14 protein-coding genes and 2 pseudogenes are annotated in these 22,104 nt (G+C 60.8%); 7 read left to right on the top strand and 9 right to left on the bottom strand.

Going from position 1 to position 22,104, the window contains the following annotated elements:
* The first annotated feature begins 96 nt into the window (after window positions 1-96).
* From V1289_RS01745 to V1289_RS01715, 7 genes are all read left to right on the top strand, one after another.
* Window positions 97-1,053: a hypothetical protein gene (locus tag V1289_RS01745; protein WP_334395373.1), complete on the top strand. Its 957-nt coding sequence runs from the start codon at window positions 97-99 to the stop codon at window positions 1,051-1,053.
* Window positions 1,050-2,039: an aldo/keto reductase gene (locus tag V1289_RS01740; RefSeq protein ID WP_334395372.1), complete on the top strand. Its 990-nt coding sequence runs from the start codon at window positions 1,050-1,052 to the stop codon at window positions 2,037-2,039. Before V1289_RS01745 ends, V1289_RS01740 begins: the two co-directional genes overlap by 4 nt.
* 525 nt (window positions 2,040-2,564) lie before the next feature.
* Window positions 2,565-3,164: a hypothetical protein gene (locus tag V1289_RS01735; RefSeq protein ID WP_334395371.1), complete on the top strand. Its 600-nt coding sequence runs from the start codon at window positions 2,565-2,567 to the stop codon at window positions 3,162-3,164.
* 1,133 nt (window positions 3,165-4,297) lie between these two features.
* On the top strand, window positions 4,298-7,342 hold the full coding sequence (locus V1289_RS01730; RefSeq protein WP_334395370.1) for an ATP-binding protein: 3,045 nt from the start codon (window positions 4,298-4,300) through the stop codon (window positions 7,340-7,342).
* Between the two features lie 699 nt (window positions 7,343-8,041).
* Complete coding sequence (locus tag V1289_RS01725) at window positions 8,042-9,217, top strand: cytochrome P450 (protein WP_334395369.1); 1,176 nt, start codon at window positions 8,042-8,044, stop codon at window positions 9,215-9,217.
* 363 nt (window positions 9,218-9,580) lie between these two features.
* Window positions 9,581-10,567: an ABC transporter substrate-binding protein gene (locus V1289_RS01720; protein ID WP_334395368.1), complete on the top strand. Its 987-nt coding sequence runs from the start codon at window positions 9,581-9,583 to the stop codon at window positions 10,565-10,567.
* An 841-nt stretch (window positions 10,568-11,408) separates the two neighbouring features.
* The gene (locus tag V1289_RS01715; protein WP_334395367.1) at window positions 11,409-13,217 is read left to right on the top strand and encodes an adenylate/guanylate cyclase domain-containing protein; all 1,809 of its coding nucleotides are present in this window, start codon (window positions 11,409-11,411) and stop codon (window positions 13,215-13,217) included.
* A gap of 698 nt (window positions 13,218-13,915) precedes the next feature.
* Here V1289_RS01715 and V1289_RS01705 read toward each other — a convergent pair.
* The 9 genes and pseudogenes from V1289_RS01705 to mdcA form a co-directional block, all read right to left on the bottom strand.
* Window positions 13,916-14,935: pseudogene (locus V1289_RS01705) on the bottom strand (PAS domain S-box protein); the annotation flags it as partial.
* A 24-nt stretch (window positions 14,936-14,959) separates the two neighbouring features.
* Complete coding sequence (locus tag V1289_RS01700) at window positions 14,960-15,895, bottom strand: malonate decarboxylase subunit epsilon (protein WP_334395366.1); 936 nt, start codon at window positions 15,893-15,895, stop codon at window positions 14,960-14,962.
* A 13-nt stretch (window positions 15,896-15,908) separates the two neighbouring features.
* Complete coding sequence (locus V1289_RS01695) at window positions 15,909-16,856, bottom strand: AEC family transporter (RefSeq protein ID WP_334395365.1); 948 nt, start codon at window positions 16,854-16,856, stop codon at window positions 15,909-15,911.
* Window positions 16,844-17,743, bottom strand: a complete 900-nt coding sequence (gene mdcB, locus V1289_RS01690; RefSeq protein WP_334395364.1) for a triphosphoribosyl-dephospho-CoA synthase MdcB — start codon at window positions 17,741-17,743, stop codon at window positions 16,844-16,846. Before mdcB ends, V1289_RS01695 begins: the two co-directional genes overlap by 13 nt.
* Entirely contained in the window at window positions 17,740-18,420 is a 681-nt protein-coding gene (gene mdcG, locus V1289_RS01685; protein WP_334395363.1) for a malonate decarboxylase holo-[acyl-carrier-protein] synthase, read from the bottom strand. Before mdcG ends, mdcB begins: the two co-directional genes overlap by 4 nt.
* Complete coding sequence (mdcE, locus tag V1289_RS01680) at window positions 18,395-19,120, bottom strand: biotin-independent malonate decarboxylase subunit gamma (protein ID WP_334395362.1); 726 nt, start codon at window positions 19,118-19,120, stop codon at window positions 18,395-18,397. Before mdcE ends, mdcG begins: the two co-directional genes overlap by 26 nt.
* A pseudogene (locus V1289_RS01675) lies at window positions 19,107-20,053 on the bottom strand (biotin-independent malonate decarboxylase subunit beta). The gene mdcE and the pseudogene V1289_RS01675 overlap by 14 nt, the downstream one beginning before the upstream one ends.
* Window positions 20,050-20,367: a malonate decarboxylase acyl carrier protein gene (gene mdcC, locus V1289_RS01670; RefSeq protein ID WP_334395361.1), complete on the bottom strand. Its 318-nt coding sequence runs from the start codon at window positions 20,365-20,367 to the stop codon at window positions 20,050-20,052. Before mdcC ends, V1289_RS01675 begins: the two are co-directional and overlap by 4 nt.
* Window positions 20,368-20,380: 13 nt before the next feature.
* The gene (gene mdcA, locus V1289_RS01665; RefSeq protein WP_334395360.1) at window positions 20,381-22,027 is read right to left on the bottom strand and encodes a malonate decarboxylase subunit alpha; all 1,647 of its coding nucleotides are present in this window, start codon (window positions 22,025-22,027) and stop codon (window positions 20,381-20,383) included.
* Window positions 22,028-22,104: the final 77 nt, after the last annotated feature.

The raw sequence follows: 22,104 nt of genomic DNA, 5'->3' as shown, positions 1-22,104 counted from the left end.
GTCGCTAAATGACCGGTAAGTGAAGCCCCCAGGCTCTTACAATGTGCTAATTTGAGCCGGCACGATCCACTGTCTTCAGCCCGGAACCGTTGCACCATGACCGATTATCATAATCCGGCATGGACCAAGGAAAGCCGCTTCCGCGGTAGCCTCGACGATGTGATTATCATCCCACTCGTTGTTGTCGCGCTCGCCGCCAACAAAATCCTGCGTTTCATCCTTTCGATCCTGATGCGGTTGCTCGACTACGCCTTCCCTTTGGCAATGCAGATCGTCTGGCTTCCGCTCTTCGCCGCCAGGGTTCTTGGCAATGTCATCGTTACTGCCATAGGCGGCGCGTTACGTCTTGTTCCCCTTTCCGAGACGAATCGTCGGCGCTGGAGCATATCGATCCGCCGGAACTGGTCGTGGCTTCGGCGGAAGATTAGCTATCAGGCGTTCGAACGAGCTGTGCATACCGCCTTTGAGAGCGGCATGGCATGCGTGTTCCGGAAATGCCGGCATCTCACGCCGAACACCGCACTGCTCGTGATCCTGGGCGCGGTACTTTGGCTCCCGATCTCTTTCGGGGCAGCAACGGCGATGCACGCGATATTGTTTGCGAAGGTCACGTCCTGGCCGGCGTGGATGCAACTCTTGCATCCGCTGGCAACGGTCATCGCGAAGAGCAAGCTCTTGGTGCTGCCGGTGTACCCGGCAGCCTGGCCACAGGCTAAAAGACACCCCCTCGTTCAGCTCGTATTCAAGGGCTATGAAACCCTCAAGCGCATGTATGTGATCAAAAAGGTCGGCTTTCGCTATCGGCAGGCAGAGATCGCCGGCATCGCAGTGGTTGAGAGGCTCGAGCGTACCATCGGCATCGCATCGGCGGTGAAGTGGCTGCGCAACGCGCACGTTGTCGAACATTTCGGCGTCGAGAAGCCCACTCAGAGATTGCAATCGTTCTTCTCGCGATGGTCAATCAAGTTCTCGGCCGAATACTACGAGGCGAAAGAACAGCAAGCCTCAGATGTCCTATCGTTAAGCAGCCGCGCGCTGCGAACGCTGAGGTGATCGTCAATCTCAAAACCGTATGCGGCCGTAGTCGCTATGGCGTAACCTTGAAACGCCAGCGTCATCACACCAACCAGCCAACGGCGCTCTCGCCTTGTGAGAGGTCAGCGATGCCCGAAAATCATGATCCGCGCCATGATACGCGCCCCTTGGGTCGAACCGGCATCCATGTGCTGCCCTTGGGCATCGGCACGAACAAGTGGCGGCGTGCCGATCGTGAGGCCGTGTTGGAAACGTACAGGACCATTTATAATGCCGGCCCGTGCATGATCGACACGGCTGAGATCTATTTCTCGGAGCGCGTCGTGGGCGACTGCTTGCGCGCCGGTCCCACCCGCGCGGTGATAGCATCGAAATTCCTCCCCTTTCCAGGCCGAACCTCTCCGCGCCGCCTGATGAGTGCCCTTGACGGTTCGCTCGCGCGCCTGGGCCTCCCGACAATCGATCTCTACTATGTCCATTATCCGCTGCCCTTCATCGACGTGGGAGTGTTCGCCGAAGGCCTTGTCGAAGCGGTGAAGTCCGGCAAGGCACGCGCGGTCGGCGTGGCAAATTTCAATGCGGACCAGATGCGCCGCATCGCCGATCACCTCGCAAGGGCCGGCGTTCCGCTCGCCGCTAATCAGGTCAACTACAGCCTGCTCCGACGAGCAGCGGAAACAAATGGCGTGCTCGAAGCCTGCCGTGACCTCGATGTGGCACTGGTCGCGTATTTTCCCCTTGCGTCCGGCCGCCTCACGCAGCCGTCGGACAGCATGGGAACGAAAGCGCTGCTGACGTGTCTCGCCGATATTGCCCGCGCGCACGACGCCAGCATCAGCCAGGTCGCCCTGAACTGGCTGTTGGCGCGCGACAGTCACGTGATTCCCATCCCCGGCGCGACCAAGCCTCATCACGCCAGGACCAATCTGGATGCACTCGGTTGGCGCTTGAGTGAGACCGAGTTCGACGCGATCGACCGAGCCTCAGCGAAGAGTGGTACATGAATTCGGCGCCCATCAAACCCCTCATCTCCACCTCTGACCTCGGCAAGATCGACGTCCGTATCGGGACCATTTCTCGCTGTCGAGGACGTGGCGTATTCGGAGACGCTCGTAACGCTGCGTGTCGCCGCCCAGACGGCGGCAACGAACTCCGCGGGCACGGCGTCATGGAAAAGGTCCGACATCGAGTTCACGAATAACGATGGTCCCCCAATGTCGAACGACGAGTGGGAGAAGGAGTTCTGCACGCCGGACTAAGGAAGGGCCTCAGAAAGTGCCTTCAGGATGCCGCCAAAGCGCCGGACCCGCGAAACCATGTCCGTTATCGGCGCAAGAGCGGAAAACATGTGCTCGGCGAGAGTATTTCGCCTTTTGACCCATTTCGGAACTCGCAACTTCTTGTGTGAAGTCCGGTCAGACCGCGGACCACTCTTAGGTTTGATATTGACTCACATCAAAAATAGCTTGGCGCGGCGTGTTAACCAGCAACATGGGGCGGCACCATTCGACATTCATGGAGACGAGCAAATGGTTACGCAAAGCAATATCCACTTCTTTACAAATTGGGCCAAGGAGCGTCTCGACGAAATGGACGCAACGGTGACATCGCTTGAGGGCAAGGCTGCCGAGGTGCAGGCCGATGTCCGGGAAAAGGCCAAGAAGGTTCTTGCTGACCTGCGTAAGCAGCGTGATGACTTTCGCGACACCATGAAGAAGCAGTCGGAAGCTAACGAGGCCGCCTGGATCCAGGCAAAAGCAAAACTAGATGCTGACTGGCGCTTGTTCGAGGCCGAGGTCAAGAAATATGTCGAAGGCTTCGGCAAGCAAATCGAGCACCAGCAGGCGACGTTCAAGCTTCAAGCCGATGCCCAATTGAAAGCGTGGCGCGAAGCAGCCGACAAGCTTGGCAGCGATGCCAAGAAATTCGCTTCTGAGCGTCGGGGCGATATCGACGCCGCCGTTAAGCGTATGAACGCCGATGCAGTCGAGGCGGAGAAAAAACTCGAGAAGTTGAGCCAGGCGGGGACCCAGTCATGGTCCGCACTCATGGCGGCTTTGACGGAAACGCGAACTGCCTTCGATCTCGCCAATGAGGCTGCGCGGGAAGCGTTCAGGCGAGCTGCTTGATCGAGCATCGGTTAGACTCGGAGAGACCGCCGGGAGGCGGTCTTTCTTTTTTGCTCGACGAGGATCAAGAAATGACATTTGGCGGACTTCCGATTTTGGCACCAACCGGACCAACCGGGCCGGTCTGATGATGTCCGTTGATCGGGGTAGACCGGAGTGCGCCGGGAGACCGGCAAGGAGTAGATGGTGCAAGTCCATCACCGTGAAGGAATAGCGAACCGCATCGACCCCGAGTCATGCGCAGGTGCCCGCGAGGGTATCGGCGAAGCGTTGACGGGGGAGCGCATAGGCCAGCCATTGAGCCGCGAAAGTACCCTCATCCTGGGTGCCGACGTCGTTCCGGTGACGGAAGGCAACACGGATGGGCGCGATAACGCGAGCGCCCAGACGACCCGGCGTGGTCTTAGACACTGGCATGTGCGGACGCTCTTTGCTCGGGAACCGGGAGATCTCATGGTCGGCCAGCGCCACATGCGTGTAGCACTGGTCCGTGTCGGGAAGGCGAGGAGCCGTAGCCGATGATGTACGATCATGAGAAGTCTGACCCCGCCATAGTAGCTGTGAAGCCGACGAACAAGGCCGTGCAACCGGCTGCGGAGTTGGTGGAGCCAAGGGCGGGGGCCGAGGGGAATGTGAGTCAGCAAAGCACGGGCCGGGCACAGTACCGGGGAACCGCGTCACAGGCGCTGAAGCGCATACGGAATTTCGTGAGAATATCACGACGCGCCGTTACACACCCGAGGTGGGAGCCGTATGCCCGAATTGGGCTCGTACGGATCTGTGCGGGGGGCGCGAGGTAACTCGCGTCCCTACCGCGAAAGTCGCGTTTCAGGGCCGTCCGGACCATACATTAGCGGACCTCCCGGCCATTCGGCAAGTTTGAAGCAATCTGTTTTCAACTCACAAAAAGCTATAACTTGCGCTGAGCCGATGAAAATCAGACAAGCCTGAAGGCGATAGGCGGATTCACAATGCGATGTCGGGCATGCGATTACGACAATGAGGCCACGAGCACGTCCTGCGTGGCCTGCGGCGTCTCCTTCGCTTCAGTGTGTGCCCACTGCGGGCGGGATTTCCCGGAAACGGCCCGCTTCTGCGCCTGGTGCGGCGAGCCGCGAAAACCTGACGCGCGCGTGGCCGACGTGCCCGGCGAGCGTAAGCAGGCGACCATTCTGTTCGCGGACGTCGCCGGTTCGACAGCGCGGATCGCCGACCTGGACGCCGAAGGGGCGATGAATTTCTTGCATCCGATCGTGATGGCCATGGCGCGTGCGGTGCACCGCTTCGATGGCACGGTGCTTCGCACATTAGGCGACGGGCTCAAGGCCGCGTTCGGGGTGCCGCAAGCGCGCGAGGGGCATGCGGTGCTCGCCTGCCATGCCGCGCTCGCCATGCGTGCCGCCGTCGCCGCGCTGCCGGACGCTCCCACGATCCGGATCGGCCTACACTCGGGGGAGGTCGTTTCGGGCAAGCTCTACACTGGTTCCATGATCGAGCAGGATGCGACTGGCCTCACGGTACATATGGCCAGCCGGATCGAGCAGGAAGCCCCGCGCGGTGAGATTTGCCTGAGCCGCGATTGCCAGACTCTGCTCGGAGCATATTGCGATACCGAGCCGCTCGGCCCGCGCACATTGAAGGGTATTCCCGATCCGGTGGAGATCTTTCGGTTGATCGGCCTGAAACCGGCCGTGAACAGCGAGCATTTTCGTGGCGCGTCGCTGATGCCTTTGCGTGGGCGGACAGTGGAACTGGAGACATTGCAACGTGCGCTGCTGGACACCGCGCCTGGCTCGTCACGGGTAATCGGTGTGTCGGGGCCGCCCGGCGTTGGCAAAAGCCGGCTTTGTTTCGAGTTCAGTGAGTGGTGCCGCGAACGTCAGATTAAGGTCCTGGAAGCGCGCGCGCAGGTTTACAGCCGGGCGACGCCGCTACTGCCGGTGCTGGAAGCATTGCGCGCCTTCTTCCGCATCGAGCCTGGTATGGACGCGAACTCAGCGCGTACGCGGATTGAGCAGACTCTTACGACGCTCGCGCTGCCGGTGGCGGAGGATCTTGCGATTCTGGCGGATTTTTTAGGATGCGCGGAGGCGGAGCCAACAACTCGGGTCATCGACCCAACGACACGGCGCGCGCGGTTGCGCGCCAGCGTCGGCCGGATCGTGAAGGCGGCCGGATCGCAGACTTCGGTGATCATTATTGAAGATTTGCACTGGTTGGACGAAGCCAGCCAGGAGTTTCTGGAAACCTGGATGGCGGCGGTGGAAGGCACCAGCATCTTGATGGTGTTGACCTTCCGGCCCGATTGGTCGTTGCCTTCGCGGCCCGCCTGGTATTGTGAATTGGCTCTGCCGGAGCTTGGCCTGGGCGAGGTCGGTCAGGTCATTTGCGATCTGATCGGAGACGGCGCCGGACTGGACCAGGTGGTGGCGCACGTCGCGGAACGATCCGATGGCAATCCGTTTTTCGCGGAAGAACTCATCCTCTCGCTGGCGCAAAGCGGCGTATTGTTGGGAGAGCGGGGCCGCTATCGGCTGGCACCGTCCGGCTGGCAAAATCCGACCCTGCCGACTACTGTCGAGGCGGTGATTGGCGCGCGTATCGATCTTCTGCCCGAATCCGAAAAGGCGCTGTTGCAGACCGCTGCGATCATAGGAAAGGAGTTTCCGTTCGAGGTGGTTCGGGCGGTCATCGACCTGTCCGATACGGCCGCTCGGCCGCTGCTGAGGCGGCTTCGCGCCGCCGAACTGATCCAGCCGCGGGAAACGGCGATGGGAGAAAGCTTCGCGTTTCGCCATCCTTTGATCCAGGAGGTGGCCTACGCGATGCAACTGCGGTCCACGCGCACGAGTCTGCATGCCGCCGTGGCGCAGGCGATTGAGGGGCAGGGCTGGGGACAGCGTGACGAGTTCGCCGGTTTGTTGGCGCATCATTACGAGGCCGCGGGGAATATGGTTGCCGCTGCGATGCATTTGCAGCGTTCGGCGCGTTGGGTTGGGCGGACAAATTCCGGACGGGCGTTGGCGGATTGGAAAAAAATCCGCAGCATGATGCGGGATCAGCCCCGGTCCAAGGAAAATGATGAACTGCGGGCTTTGGCTGGCGGACAGTTGCTGACCTTTGGCTGGCGCGAGGGGATACCGGTCGAAGAAGCCAAGACCTATGTCGAGGAGGCGTTGGGGTACGCTCGGGAAGCCGGGAACCGACGCCACGAAGCGCTGCTGATCGCGGGTTACGGACGGATCATCGCGGGAAGCGGTTCGGCGGACGAGTATATTCGATTGGTTCGCGAAGCGCTGGCCGTCCTAGATGCGGAGGCCAACCCGGCGGAGGCACTGCTGCTGAACGGGTTGTTTTGCCAGGCCAACATGCTGGCGGGCTTCCCCGGCCATGCCCTGTCGGCGAATAGCGCGGCCCTGGATCTGATCGACGACGAGCGCCGAGGCAAGGCGGGCGTCGTCCTTGGCCTGACTGTCGGCCAAATGGTTGGCTTCGATGTTCCCTATTGGATGAAATGCCTTCAGGTCAGGCCGTTGGTCATGCTGGGGCGGTTTTCTGACGCGGATGAGCGGCTTGCCAGGCTGTTCCAAGCTGAACAGGCCGATGCTGAGACCCTTCATCAAGGCATCCCGCACTGGTCTGCCGTTGAACTTGCCTGGTTTCGCAACGACACGCTCGCGGCGACGCGACACGCTAATCAGCTTGCCCGCTTCGCCACTCAGGCGGCAAGCCCGTACTGGTCCGTGGTCGCGAGTTTCTGCCAAGGTCTGGCAGACTCGACAGCAGGAGACTTCAGGGAGGCCGACGGCTTCTTCCAGCAGGCCTTGGACGCATCGCGCCGCGGCAAAGCAGGCCTGGAGTTGGAGGCCAGAATACTGGCATTCCAGGCCGACAATCTCATGCGCGCGGACGATCCACAGCGCGCCGGTGAAGTTGCCGCGGCGGCGATTGGCGTGGCGCGGCGGAAAGCGGATCGCCTGGCCGAGTGCCACGCGAGCCTTGTCGCGGCCTGGGCGTGTCTGAGCGGCTCTCGACACGCCGAGGAGGCACGTGGCTTGCTGAACCGTGCCAATGCCCTGATCGACGAGACTGGCGCGAAGGCCTATGAGGCCATGATGTTGCGTGTACGAGCCCAGGCAAGCGACGAAAAAGGCCTTGCGGCCATACGCCGCTCGTGATGTGTTTGTACGGGAAGCGTCATAACCGGGCAACGTAAGGGTGAGGCGATGGGTGGAGGCTTAGACGAAAGAGCGGCGATCATATGCGACGGCGATGACGTCCTCGTCGAGTTGAACCGCGTGTTTGGGAATCCGAATTCTCACAGATATAAGCACGCGAAGAACAACAACACCTTTGGCGGGATTAAGAACGCTCCGGGCAATTATACCGACCTTATCGAAGCTTATAGGACAGCGGGACTTGTGGTCAGCCCAGGGTGGCGTCGTTACCTCAAGCTCCTGGGTACAGTGAGTATGCCGGGGCCGGAGCAAGGACCGCAAAACATCTACGACATCGCCCAAACTCGTTACAACGGCCTGATGAATGACGTGCCAATGTCGACAGTCGTGCACGAACCGAAGGAGGGCGGACACGTCCATACGAAGCCGGGATCACAGCCGGGCGATCCAACCACGATTGATTCACCTTGCCCTCTGCCGCCAGCGTAACGACTGGATCGTAGCGACAAAGAACGGCGGTAGCGAATGAGTAGGCGTCCCGCGGCGGTCACCGACTCCGAACCCGCGAGTTCGCGTCCCGCGTGTGATGAGCGATTGCCGCCAAACGCGGCGACCGACTCCCAATTGCAAGAAGCCGCCCGCTTCGTCATCTCCCCCGATGGTCACGCCGACGACGCAAGACTTCAGGCCGCGTTCAAATTGCTGCGCGCCGAGGCGCCGGTGCTTTGGGTCGATACCCCGGGCATGCGCCCCTTCTGGCTGCTCAGCCGCCACGGCGACATCTCGACGGTGGAGCGCAGAGGCGCTCCCTTCACCGCCGCCCCGCGCACCTTCCTCTCCAGCAGGATGGCCGAGGAGCGTCTCGAGCGGATGCTCGGTAAGCCCTATGTGCTGCGTGGCCTGCTGCAGATGGACGATCCCGACCATGCCGCCTTCCGCGCCGTGGCGCAGCCGTGGTTCACGCCGGCCGCCCTCGCCGCCATGGAGCCATGGGTGGAAAGCTGGGCGGACCACATCGTCAGCCGCAACGCCGGCCGCACCGACCCGTTCGACTTCACCAGGGAAATCGCGGTCCCGTTTTCGATCCGCGGCATCATGCGCCTGCTTGGTCTGCCGGAGGCCGACGACGATCTGATCCTGAAACTCTCCTGGGGGCTGGTCGGACCGGAAGATCCCGTGCGCCGTCTGGCCGATCACCCGACCACGGCGATCTGCCGGGCCGGCTTCGGTTTCAAGGCCTATTTCGATCCCGTCGCCGCCGACCGCCGCGCCTGTCCGCGGCATGACCTGAGCAGCGTCATCGCCACTGCCCAGATGCAAGGTGAGGCAATGCCCGACTACGAGCGGTTCTCCTATTACGCGATGATCGCCACCGGCGGCCACGACACGATTGCCTTTTGTCTCAGCGGTGGCATGCACGCGCTGATCGAACACCCCCAGCAATTGGCCAAGTTGCGCGCCGACCCGTCCCTCATCGATACCGCGATCGAGGAAATGCTTCGCTGGACGACGCCGGGCCGGCACATCGTCCGCACCGCGACGGAGGACATCGAACTCGGTGGCCGAACGATCCGGGCAGGGGAGGCCGTGGCGCTTTTTTTCAATTCCGCCAACCGTGACGAGACTGTTTTCGCGGACGCGGACCAGTTCCGGATCGACCGCCGCCCGAATCCCCATCTTGCCTTCGGGCTGGGTCGGCATCACTGCATCGGGGCTCATCTGGCGCGGCTTGAAATGCGAGCGCTGCTGAAGACCTTGCTGCCGCGGCTGGAGTCGGTTGAACTCGCCGCGCCTCCCCGCCGTACCTGTTCCACCATGGTCAGCGGCATCTCGTCACTCTCGATCCGCTGCGCCTGGCGCCCGCCTGACCTTTGACGCCGCGTCCAGTGCGAAGTGAGCCGAACTCGGAGCCCGTTTGCAAGATGTGGGCGTTGGCCTTTTGGCCGGAGGCAAATTTCTCTTGTTCGGCAACGAACGGCGGATCTGACCGCAACAGCCACTGCCTGCGCGAGCGGTAAGGCCGCTTTGTTGGCCGACGTTCCTAACTCCTATGTCTCCTTTTGGCACTTTTCGGACCTAACGCGCCGGGCGGGCCATGTTCGTTCCTGAGGGCAAAGCGGACTTACCAATCGCGCTCCCGGACTTCTCAGTTTGACCCAACTCGGACGTCGGACCGCTTGGACCTGTGCTGAAAATCTGCTTACGCTCGGGTTAAGAGCATCGGGGGCGGAATTGGCAATGAAGCGACGTGGGTTCATCACGCTTTTTGGTGGTACGGCGGTGACGTGGCCGCTTGTGGCGGGCGCGCAGCAGATCGAACGGGTGCGACGGATTGATGTTCTCATGACCACAGCTGACGATCGTGAAGGCCAGCGCCGGCTGGGTGCGTTTCGAGAAGGTCTTGAGAGGCGAGGCTGGGTGGAGGGCAAAAACATTCGCATCGAAGTGAATTGGTCCGTGAGCGATGCGGAACGGGCGGGGTCCGTACTCAATGAATTGATAGGCCGTGCTCCGGACCTCATCCTGACCAGTGGGACGCCGGCGACAGCTGCATTGCATCACGCGACGGCTGTAATTCCCGTTGTATTCACCGTTGTAAGCGAGCCGATCGAACAGGGTTTTGTGCAAACCTTGGCGCATCCAGGTGGCAATATCACTGGATTTACGAACTTAGAGCCGAGCCTCGGCGGCAAATGGATCGAGCTGCTCAAGGATATCGCGCCGACCGTTACCCGCGCCGCGATCATCTTCAACCCTCAGACCGCTCCTGCCGCCATCGTCACGTCCCGATCGGCAGACCAGGCCGCCGAAAAGCTGGGTATCGAGCTCATAAGGTCTCCGGTTCATGATCCATCCGAGATCGAGGCCGCGATCACCAGGCTGCGCCGCCAAACCGATGGATTTGTTATGCTGCCGGATACCTTCTTGAACATTCACCGCAAATTAATTGTAGAAATGGCGTCTCGCTATCAGCTTCCTGCCGTCTATCCGTCGAGTTATCTGGTTACCGAAGGCGGCTTGGCGTCTTACGGCATCGATCTCGCCGACTCGTTTCGCCAGGCGGCGGTCTATGTCGATCGGATATTCCACGGTGAGAGACCTGCCGACCTGCCAGTCCAGCAACCCACGAAATTCGATCTCGCCATCAACCTCAAGACAGCCAAGGCACTCGGCCTCACCGTGGCGACCACACTGCTTGCCCGCGCCGACGAGGTGATCGAATGACGGTACAGTTTGCTTCAGTGCATGAGTCCATTGTTGGCACGAAACGGTCATGGCGGTGCAGTCACCGCATGTCTGTTGTCGGGGGCAAAGCGGAAAACATCTACTCGGGATGAGTATTTCGCATTTTGACCCGAACGGAAATGCTTTAGCTCGTCCAGTTCATCGGCACCGAGCTGGGTGCCGATGTCGACCCCTGGTCAGAGACTATTCGGTGTAATTGCCATTAACGAAAGCCGCCGAGCAAATCGGAGGCTCCTGAATGTCGGCTTGCCCACTGCTGCCTGAGCGACTTACAGGGGTTGCGGCCCGGGCGACTTGCAAGGGTTGGTTGGCCAAGAGCAATATCCCGAAGGTCCCGGGACGATGGTATCCACTGCCTTTTCCACCACCTTACCGATAGCGCTCGAAACGGCACCGATGGTATCACTGATGGACCCGCCGTTCACTGCGTCGAGTTCAGCATCGTCGAGGACGCACGACTCATTCTTCGCCTCAGTCTTCATCGCCTTCGTAATCATGATGATTCCTTTCGCTGCGTTGGTTGCTGTGTGTTCACGGCCATTTTCGTTGGCCGTCGCTAGTCTCTTGCCACAACGCCCCATCGCGCCGATGTGACCGAAATCACAGAATGATTTCTGCCAAGCGCGACGGGTTGATCTTAGCCTGGGAGGTAATGACAACTACGTCGCGTCGGTTGGCGCGGTGCAGCGACAGGTCCGGAGTTGAGGTAAAGTCGGAAGTGCCTGGCCGACCGTCAAAGTGAAGCGAATGACCCATAGCCGACGTTGACCCCTAGCCCCCTAGCCCCTAGCAACCTGTCATGCTTTGATGGGGCGGGTAATTGGGCATTTGGTCATCGATGGTGGGCAACCGGGTAGCGCGGCGACTGGCGGCGGTGCTAGCGGCGGATATCGCCGGTTATTCGCGGCTTATGGGTGCCGACGAGGTTGGTACCCTCGCGGCCTTGAAGGCCATCCGGCGCGAGATCGTCGATCCGGCCATCACCGAGCACAAGGGGCGCATCGTCAAGACGACGGGCGACGGGATGCTGGTCGAGTTCGCCAGCGCTGTCGATGCGGTGACATGCGCGATGCAAATTCAGGACAAACTGCCTGCACGCAATGTACACGCAACGGAAAAGATCATGTTCCGCATCGGCATTAATGTGGGTGATGTAATTATCGACGGTGACGACATTTTCGGTGACGGCGTGAATGTGGCCGCCAGAGTTGAGGCGGAATGTGAGCCGGGAGGGGTCTGTCTTTCTGCGAATGCTTACGAACAGATACGAAGCAAAACGTCGTTCTCATTCGACGACATGGGGGAGAAGCAGCTAAAGAATATTGAGCGGCCCGTTCGCGTATATTTCGTCCGCGTAAGTCAACCGAAGGTCGATCCGAAAAGTGGAGAACGACCAACAATCATCGGCTCGCAAGACGTAGGCAAACCGCTCACGCTCCCCGACAAACCCTCGATCGCCGTGCTGCCGTTCCAGAACATGAGCGGCGATCCGGAACAGGAATATTTCGCTGACGGCATGGTGGAAGACATTATCACTGGGCTGTCGCGATCTACGTCGCTGTTCGTGATCGCACGGAATTCAAGTTTCGCCTACAAGGGCAAGGCGGTCGATATCAAGGTGGTAGGACGCGAACTTGGTGTTCGCTATGTGCTTGAAGGCAGCGTCCGCAAATCCGGCAATCGGCTCCGGATCACCGGCCAGTTAATCGACACGGACACCGGCATCCATATCTGGGCAGATCGGTTTGATGGCGGGATCGATGACTTGTTCGAACTACAAGATCAGGTGACAGGGAATGTCGTAGGTGCGATCTGGCCGAAGTTGGAGCTCGCGGAAATAGAGCGATCCCGCCGTAAGCCGACTCAAAACCTCCGCGCTTATGATTATTATCTTCGGGCGATTTCGCACCTTTATAGATTTGAGAAAGAAGCGAACGAACGGGCTCTTGAGCAACTTAACCAAGCCATCAATCTCGATCCCGAATTTGCCTTGGCATATGCGCAAGCCGCCAATTCCTACGCGCAACGAAAAGTAATGCGCTGGAACGCAGACCCCGCATCTGAAGCCCGGGAGGCCGAGCGACTCGCCAGGACAGCGTTGAACCTCGCCAAGGACGATCCCGCAGTTCTCGCGCATTGCGGGATGACGTTGGCATTCGTCGCTCGTCATTTGGAGGAGGGTGCCGCTTATCTGGCGAAGGGCACGGATATTGATCCAAACTTCGCACCGGGTTGGTATTGGCGCGGATGGGTACAGCTCTATTTGGGCGAAGCAGGAGCAATCGGATTTTTTAGTCGGGCAATTCGCCTCAGTCCGCTGGACTCTCGAATTGTCATTGCTCACACTGGATTGGCATATTGCTATTTCTTCGCTGGGCAATATGAGGAGGCACTCTCCTGGGCAAAAACAGCTCTGAGAGAGAGCCCAAAATACGTATCAGCCCTCCGCGTTGCGGTGGCGTCCCAAGCCCTGTTAGGAAATTTGGTCGAGGCAAAGGCAACATTTGCACGGGCAATGGAACTCGATCCGAACCAACGAATAGCAAATATCGGAGATTCGCCCTTTCGACGGGATGAAGACGTAACCAAACTAGCACAGGGCTTTCGGCTCGCTGGAATGCCCGAATGACCGTTGTTGGCACGAAACCGACATGCCCGACTTGGTCGGCGATGTCCGATCTCGGGGGTAGTGCGGAAGTCAGACGTCGACGCCTTCAGGGTAGCTTTTGACCCAGAGCTGAACTCGCGGCGGGGCCGCCCGTTCTCTGGTCGGTTTACGGCGAGACTTACGACGCTGTGTCTGCGTTCAGCGGCAGGGTGAGGTGAAACGTGGCCCCGTGGGGTATGTTTGCCGTGGCCCATAGCCGGCCACCGAGCGCTTCCATGATCGAACGGCAGATCGAGAGTCCCATACCCATGCCGCTGGCTTTGGTGGTGAAGAAGGCGCTGAAAAGCCGGTCCGCATTCTCGGAGGAGATCCCCACGCCACAATCGGTTACACTTACGAGCACCTGTTCGGTCTCGTCCTGGCTGGATCGGATCACTAGTTCGCGTGGCCGATCCGTGACCGATTGCATCGCTTCGATGCCATTCATCACTAGGTTGATGATCCACCTGCTGCAATTGGACCCGATCGCCGAGGATCACGGGTAGAGCGGGTGCGAACTCCGTTCGAACCGACACCTGGTGGCTGATTAACTCACCCCGTACCAGCGCGAAGACCTCCCTGACGACCTCATTGGCGTCGAGCGGCACCTTCTCAATGTCAGTCTTTTTCGCGAGCGCACGGACGCGCCGGATCACCTCACTCGCCCGATTGCCATCGTCTATGACCCATTCCACCGAGCGGCGCGCTTCGTCCAGGTCGGGAGTTTCGCGGTTGAGCCAGCGCAGACAGGCCTCGGCATTGGCGAGGACGGCAGCGAGCGGCTGGTTCACTTCATGGGCGATGGAGGCCGTCAGTTCGCCCAGTGTCGTCACGCGCGTTACGTGTGCTAGTTCCGCTTGCGCCTTGCGCAATGCCTGTTCGGCGTGATCTGCGCGGATCGACGCAGTAATGTTGGTGCCGCTGCCCCGATAGCCGAGAAAATTGCCGTTTGTGTCATAAAATGGCTTGCCGCTCGTTTGGATGTATACCGGAGATCCAGTCCCGACGGTGTACACGAAATTGCGAAATGGCTGACGGGCGTCGAGCATCGCCCGATGCAGTCGCCATTTTTCGGGTTCCGATTCCACATCAGTTGCAATCTCCCAGCGAGCCACGCCAATTAAGCGTGAGGGTGGGATGCCAACATCATAGAGGTCCGATAGGCGGGTGATCAGGTGGTCAGGTCCGGTCTCCCAGAGCCAGTCGGAGGCGGTCTCGGCGTAATCCCGAAAGCGCTGCTCACTCTCGCGAAGGGCTTCCTCAGTCCGCTTGCGGTCCTCGATGTCGGTAGACGATCCGTAGCATTTGACAATGTTGCCCGACTCATCGCGCAACGGCACGGCTTGGAACAAGAACCAGCGATATTCACCATCGAAGCGCCGGAGCCTGGCTTCAAGCCCGCCTGGCATGCCTGATGCCCATATTGCGGCCCACTTCACCAACATGCCCTTCTTGTCGTCAGGATGAAAAGCGCGAGGCCAGTCAGTTTCGGCCTGGTCAAGTGAGAGGCCTGTGTAGTCGAGGGCTGTTTGATTGAGGAAATCGGGGACTCCGTCCGGTCCGGCGCGCCAGACCAGCGTCGGGATTGTGTCGATGACCAGTCGAAGCCGATCCTCGGACTGCTTGATTTCGTCAAAGGCTTTTTGCAGCGCCTCCCTTGCGAGGTGCTGCTCGGTGACATCGATATGCGTACCTACCATCTCGGTCGCGTCTCCTATCTTAGTTCAGTTGACGACGCGCGCGAGCCACGCACGCGCGCCTTGTAGCGTTCTGAAGTCTTCCAGGCTACGAGCCGAGATATCGGGATAAGCGCCGGCGGCCATTTCGTTGAGTGCCCGGCCAGGGCCGAGTTCGAAGAAAACGCTCGCTCCTGCTTCCACGCAGCCTTCCAGGCAGTGCGCCCACTGGACCGTGTGGGAGATCTGTTTGGCCAGCTTGTTCAAGCCGGCTGAGATGTTGACAACAGGAGAACCATCGATCCCGCTAAAGAGACGCACATTCGAGTCCGGCGCAAGTTTCGTCGGAGTTTGGTCTAAAATTTTGCGGAACTCCGACGAGACCGCCGCCAGGCCCGGGGTGTGAGAGGCCACGTTCACCGCTAACCGAACGGCGCGTGCGGCGCCCATCCTTTTTGCGACATCAGCTATGATGTCCAGCGCTACACCGGGGCCGCCGAGAACGAAGGCGTCACCGGGATTGACGATGGCGATCGCTGCATCGTGGCGATTGCACAGATCTTCGACAGCGCCATAAGACAAGCCGCGGACGAACAGCAAGCCGTCTCCGGGCCTGCGGGGTGCGTCCATGGCGTTGGCACGTCGCGATACAAGGTCGAGGGTCATCGTGGCGTCCATCAAGCCCGCGACACTCCAGGCCGCCACTTCGCCCACGCTGTATCCTGCAATGATCAGCCTGCGAGGCCAAGCATCGCGGAGGGTCGCCGTCGCAGCCAGCGCCTGCAACGTACAGAGAATTTGTCCGACGCGGTTCTGGTGCAGAGTGTCATCGGGATCGGCTTGAACCATTTCGCGTGGGTCGCGTCCGCCGAGTAGGGTCGCCGCATGAGCAAAGAGGTTCGCGGCTTCCGGTGCGTCGCCGGTCAAGGCAAACATATTGGACCGCTGTGGCCCCTGTCCGGAGCATAAGACGGCAAGTGTCATCGACAGCACCTCATTAGGGAAAGAGCACCGCGATGGTGATTGCGAGCGTGACAATACTGAACACGGTGCTCGCGATCACCGTGGAGCCTACTGGGGCCGAGTCCAACCGATAGTTCACCCCGAACAAGATGCCGAAGAAACCCGACGGCGCAGCCGCCAGTAGAATGGATACCTTGGCAATCTCTGAGGGGATCGGAAGCACATGAACGATCGCGGCGACCAGCAGGGGCCGGACCACGTTGGCCGTCCCGGTCGCGGCTACGACCTGCCGGTCCAGGCGGAGCGACTGGGCCGACAAGATCAGGCCCGTCAGGAACAGCGCCACGCCGCCCGCCGTCTGTCCGATAAGATCGAGAGAGGCTCCCGCGACGGTACCCAAATTGAATCCGGACAGCGAGAGCAGTATCCCCAGCGCGGGGGCTAGGACGACGGGCGTAGTCAACGCGTGCCGCAGAGCCCGGCGCACCCGTGCTGCAGAGGTCTCGGCATCGCTCTGTCCCTTGCCAACGGACAGTTCGAGCAGCATTAGTGTGAACGGGATCACCAGGATCGAACCCGCCGCGAGAGCGACCGCGACGGACACGGTCGCGGTTGGGCCAAGGACCGTACTCGTGATAGGCAGCCCGATCCCAGCATAGTTCGGAACTGCCACCGTCAGGGCTTGTAGCGTAGCTTCACCTCTGGATCTTCTCGAGGCCTTACGCTCGAAGAGGTACCAGAGCAGATAGATAATCAGCATGACCGCACCGAGGATTGCGAAGAGCGGCCCTTGCGCCATCATCTCTCCGCGCGGGGCAGAGCCGGTCGACGCGAACAGAGAGGCCGGCAGCGCAAAATCCATGACGAGGGCGTTGATTTCTCCTACATGATGGTTGTCGATGGTGCGCATTCGCCCGGCGACATAGCCGAGCGCCATGACGAAGAAAATGGGCGCAAGCACCGTGAAGATCACCTGCGGCATGAGAAGAACTCTGCTTCGCAGGCCTGGATGAAGAGTGTCATCGCGAGAAGGTCTGCCGACCCGCCCGGACTGAGCCGGCGTGTGACGAACGACTGGTGCACGACGTTAGCCCGCTCGCGCCAGTTGCGTGTACCCACGCCGCCATCATCAAGAAAAACGCGGGCGGCGCACTGGGCATAGCGGAGGCCGGACATGCCGCCCCGGTGCAGAAGGTTGGTGTCCTCAAGAGAGGCGATCAACGCGAAACAGGCCTGTACGCGGGCTGCTTCGGTGTCGCCTGGTGCGATCAGGGCGCCCCATTGTAGGGCGGGCAAACCGACCTCATAGACGCTCAGAAAACCTTGAGCGGCCTCTGCTCGCGCACCGCCAGCTCCATAGTGTCGGCGTGCCTCGCCACCATGGCTGTGCAGCTGCACAGGCCCATCCAAGATATTCCTGCCCCACAGCCTCACCACCACATCGCCGAGCGGCATCGTGGGATCGGCCAGCCCGCCTGCCTTGGCGCCGGCAGCCGCGCAAAGCAAACCCAATCCGAAGATGGCACCCCGGTGTGTGTTGATACCCCCGGTCGCGGCAAACATCGCAGCTTCGGCTTCAAGACCGATGATCCTGAGACGCCCCATGCCACGACCCTTGGCACCAGCTTCTGTCAGGGCGTGTAGATAGGGCTTGATCGCGGCGACGCTGCGCTGGAATGTGCCAAAATTCATATCCGAATGGCTGCCGGAGTCGACATGGCTGACAAGCCCGGGCTTGGGCCAAGTCTCCAACTCGCGCAGAAGGCACCGGACGGCAATGGCGGCGATGGCCTCTGCCTCATAAACGTTCGCAAACCTCGCCTCGGACGGGCCGCTCTGGTGTGAGTGTCGTGCTAGAGCGACTGTCATGACTGGATCCCATTGCTGAGGAAGAGGTTCGCGTCGAGCAAGGCGACGCCATCGGTGGTCTTGACCAGCAACTCGCGCGCGCCAGTGTGGAGTTCGCGCCAATTCACGCCCGCACCGTCATCGCGCACTAATTCGCCGTCCAGGCGCATAGGCGCCGTAGCTTCGATTGCAGCAAGATCTGCAGTCAGCCCTACAAGATCGCTGCCACAATGGATCGGCAGGAGAAGATCGAGGTCCGAAGTGTCAGTCAGGTAGTCCAATCCTGTGAGTGTGCACCACGCCAGACTGCCGAAGATTCGCGCCTCCACGCCATACCGGGAAGCCAGGCTCACCACTGCGCCGAGTGTGTGCTGCCACCGATTCGGTGCCACGCTGATGGCGGCGCTCAACCCGGGCGGCGGTGCTGTCGAAACGATATCTTCAGGCTGGATGAGAACCGAAAGCCGTCGTTTGCCGGCGAATGGTGGCAAAGGTAAACCCAATGGCAGCCCGTCCGCCTCGCCGGGCAGGGTGCGCCGTGCGACGAGAGGCCAGCCCCGATCGACCCACTCGATGACCAGCGGCTCTCCGGCAAGATCGTCTCGCGTCTTAAGCAACGAGCGCCACGCCACCGGCGACACGAAGATGAGATCGTGGCGGCGTGGCCTCCGATTATTTTGATTGGAGTGCGAGATCATGCACACGCTCCGCGATATCAGCCGCCTTCGGGCGTCCCCTACGAGTCTTGCCGAGACGGTCGCGCCGATCGCCACCATCCTGATCGCTGCCGAGCAGCGTCTGAAGCTGCTCTGCCAGTGAGGTTTTCTCGTCCCAGGTGGAAAGCACCGCGCCGGTCTGAGCCAGGTTGTCCAACCCCGGGGCGAAAACTGGCGTGGACTTGGCCTTCTCCTTGAGGACGTCGATAGAGAGCTTTGTCACCTTGGACATCGAGGGCAGGTCCATAACCTCTGGCTCGGCCCCGGGTAGCGCCACAAGGACCCGGGTCGCCAATGCCGTCGCGAGGAAAGCGCCGGCGGCGCTGTGACCGTAAAGCAGGCCCACGGTTTGGCAGCCCTGCATGTCGGCGTAGATCAGGCACTTGGCGAGATGAGCCAAAAATTCATTCAGTCCTAGAAGCTCGTCGCGTTTGCTCATCCGCTGGCTGTCACTATCTACCAGCACTAGAATGGGACCAGTGCCGCCACGCTCCGTCGCATTCAGCACGTGGCGCGACAGACGGATCGCCTCGTCCACGCCGACCGCGGTTCGATGGGCGATGCCGATCACCACCGCGCGGCCACCGGTCTTCAACGACCCCGAACCCAGCAACACACCGTCGTAGTTCCTGACGTCGTGGCCTTGCGGAAACAATGAGGCGAGAATGTCATCGAGCGTCATAGCGTGGGTCCCCACCTCTATTGGCAAGATCGACAAAGTCCGAGGAAGACATGATCGGAACGGCTTCCGCGTCGAAGATGTCTTCGGCCCTCCAGATATCCATGGCGTCGGCACAGGTGCCGAAGCGTTGGAGGCGTTCCTCCAGGCGAGCCTGCTCGGCTTTCAGAACGTCCAAGCCGAAGCCCGGTACAGACCCGATCAAATGCAGCGTGATGTTACGGAAGCTCTGTATCGTGTCGTCGACGAAAGCCTCGGCGCCGCCTAGCAACCGCCGGTGTTTGCCACCCATCGTGCGCCACACCAGCGCGCGATCCCTGGAGTCGAACTCCTCAACTCCGCGATTGGTCTCGATGACCTCGGGACCGGAGACACTGATGCGGCCCTGTTCGGACACGGCAAGCGCCGAGCAACAGCCAGCAATCAATCCGCCACCGCCGTAGCAGCCTGCCCGGCCACCAATCAGACCGACAATCTTCACACCCGCCATCCGAGCCTCGATGAGCGCGCGCATGATCTCGGCGATAGCCAGTTCACCGGCATTGGCTTCCTGCAGGCGCACCCCGCCGGTGTCGAACAGAATCAGCACCGGCACCGACTTGGTGTCCCGCGCGGCGCGTAGAAGGCCTGTCAGCTTGGCGCCGTGAACCTCGCCGAAGGCGCCGCCCATGAAGCGCCCCTCCTGAGCAGCAAGGATATAGGCGTGCCAGCAATCCTGCCGCGCCCGACGACGATGCCATCGTCGAACTGCGTTGGAAGATCGAACACCCGCAAATGCGGACTCTGTTCACGCTGCTCCGGGCCGATGAACTCTTGGAAGCTGCCGGCGTCGAGCATCAATCGGACCCGCTGGCGTGCGGATGCCTCGTACCAGCTCCCGGTCTTGCTGTTTGCGACGCGCGACACATCCGGCGCCTCCAATTTTCGAGCGTTCATCGATCTTCCTCCTCGATCAGGCGGACGGCCTGTGCCAGTCGCAGGGCGACCGTATCTGGACGCGCACCCCCATCGTTGACGGAGAGCCTCAAGCCGCCGGGTGAGCGACGCTCGACGAAGTCGGCAACGACCGCTTCCCACACCGCACCGAAGCCCTCAGCCGCGGTGTTGATGTCGACCTGGCATTCCGTATCGGGCAACGACCGCTCAACCAGGACTTCCAGATTTCCGGAGGCGACGACGCCGATGATGGCCAATGATTTGGAGCCAGCGGCGCGCTCTTGCGCCTTGTGGCGATAGCTCAGGGTTTCCATCGCAGCTTCCTTCTCACCAGTTGCGGAATTTGGAGGGCGGCGCATAGAGGCCACCGGACCATCGGACGAGATCCTTGATAGAACGCGCCGCTAACAGACTCCTGTCCGCATCGAGCGGATCGATGCCGAGGTCTTCCGGCCGACGGATGACGCCCCGCTCTCGCAGGCGCCGAACCATCTTCTCATCCCGGCCGCGGCCGACATCGGTGTAGCCCGCCACGCTACGGATCGCCTGCTCGCGCTCATCTTTGTCGCGGCAAAGCAGGAGATTGGCGATTCCCTCCTCCGTGACGATGTGGGTGACGTCGTCGGCGTAGATCATCAGAGGAGCGAGTTCGAGATTCAGTTTCTCGGCAAGCGTCAGGGCGTCGAGCTTCTCGACGAACAGTGGGATGTTCTTGTCGCCGAAGGTCTCGCCGATCTGCACGACCAGCTTGCGGCCCCGCCGCAGGGGTGGCGGGCCGTCGGGGTCGGCCTCCTTGCCCGCCTGCAGCCAGGGCGCGCTCGGATGGCGGCGTCCCCGAGCATCAGAGCCCATATTCGGCGCCCCGCCGAAGCCAGCAACGCGCGAGGTGGTCACGGTGGAGGAATTCCCCTGCAGGTCGATCTGCAGGGTGGAGCCGATGAACATGTCGCAGGCGTAGAGCCCGGCAACCTGGCAGAAGGCGCGGTTCGAACGCAGCGAGCCATCGGGGCCAGTGAAGTAGATGTCCGATCGGGCGCGGATGTAGTCGTCCATCCCCACTTCCGAACCGAAAGAGTGGATCTGCTCCACCCAGCCGGACTCAATCGCCGGGATTAGCGCGGGGTGCGGATTGAGTGCCCAGTGGGTGCAGACGCTCCCCTTCAGACCGAGCTTCTCGCCATAGGTTGGCAGGAGCAGCTCGATCGCGGCGGTGCTGAAGCCGATGCCGTGATTTAGTCGGCGTATGCCATAGGGCGCATACAGCCCCTTGATGGCAAGCATCGCCGTAAGGACTTGAGCTTCAGTGATCGCCGCCGGATCGCGCGTGAACAGCGGCTCGACATAGAAGGGTTTTTTCGCCTCGACGACGAAATGCACCTGATCGCCCGGAATGTCGACGCGGGGCAACCTGTCGACGATCTCCGCCACCTGCGCCACAACGATGCCGCTCTTGAAGGTCGTCGCCTCAACGACCGTCGGCGTGTCTTCGGTGTTGGGGCCGGTATAGAGATTACCGTCCCTATCCGCGCAGACCGCTGCGATCAGCGCAACGTTCGGCGTCAGATCGACGAAGTAGCGGGCAAATAGTTCTAGATATGTATGAACAGCTCCCAGTTCAATTTTGCCGCCGAATAGCAACCGCGCGACGCGGGCTGCCTGCGGACCGGAATAGGAATAATCGAGCCTGCGCGCGATGCCCTTCTCGAATACATCGAGATGCTCGGGCAGCACGACACCTGACTGGACCATATGAAGATCGTGGATCTTGGCGGGATCGACGTCGGCGAGCGCCGCGGCGAGGACGTCCGCTTGTTTCTGGTTGTCGCCCTCCAGACAGACGCGGTCGGCGGGCCGAATCACCGCTTCAAGGAAATTCGGCAGATCCACGACTTCGATAGTCTTGCCCGAAGCGTACCTGCGTCCATCGGCGAGGCGCTCCGCCAGGGTAGTCTTTTGTGCGTTCCAGATCTTCATTCCTGATCTCTCTTATTCTAGTGGCTTTCTTCCGCGGTCATGCCGCGATCGTATCGCCATGGTGCAGCCTCCAACCG

It is taken from the genome of Bradyrhizobium sp. AZCC 2289 (assembly GCF_036924615.1).
GTDB lineage: Bacteria > Pseudomonadota > Alphaproteobacteria > Rhizobiales > Xanthobacteraceae > Bradyrhizobium.
The sequence above is the reverse complement of the archived record's forward strand: the minus strand, read 5'-3'. Positions and strand labels throughout refer to the sequence as shown.

Bases quoted from the DNA above. Each gene is read 5' to 3' on its own strand.
- mdcE (WP_334395362.1), bottom strand. From the start codon at position 19,120: ATGACGCTCGATGACATTCTCGCCTCATTGTTTCCGCAAGGCCACGAC.
- V1289_RS01700 (WP_334395366.1), bottom strand. From the start codon at position 15,895: ATGACACTTGCCGTCTTATGCTCCGGACAGGGGCCACAGCGGTCCAAT.
- mdcG (WP_334395363.1), bottom strand. From the start codon at position 18,420: ATGATCTCGCACTCCAATCAAAATAATCGGAGGCCACGCCGCCACGAT.
- V1289_RS01735 (WP_334395371.1), top strand. From the start codon at position 2,565: ATGGTTACGCAAAGCAATATCCACTTCTTTACAAATTGGGCCAAGGAG.
- V1289_RS01745 (WP_334395373.1), top strand. From the start codon at position 97: ATGACCGATTATCATAATCCGGCATGGACCAAGGAAAGCCGCTTCCGC.
- mdcC (WP_334395361.1), bottom strand. From the start codon at position 20,367: ATGGAAACCCTGAGCTATCGCCACAAGGCGCAAGAGCGCGCCGCTGGC.
- mdcB (WP_334395364.1), bottom strand. From the start codon at position 17,743: ATGACAGTCGCTCTAGCACGACACTCACACCAGAGCGGCCCGTCCGAG.
- mdcA (WP_334395360.1), bottom strand. From the start codon at position 22,027: ATGAAGATCTGGAACGCACAAAAGACTACCCTGGCGGAGCGCCTCGCC.
- V1289_RS01720 (WP_334395368.1), top strand. From the start codon at position 9,581: ATGAAGCGACGTGGGTTCATCACGCTTTTTGGTGGTACGGCGGTGACG.
- V1289_RS01695 (WP_334395365.1), bottom strand. From the start codon at position 16,856: ATGCCGCAGGTGATCTTCACGGTGCTTGCGCCCATTTTCTTCGTCATG.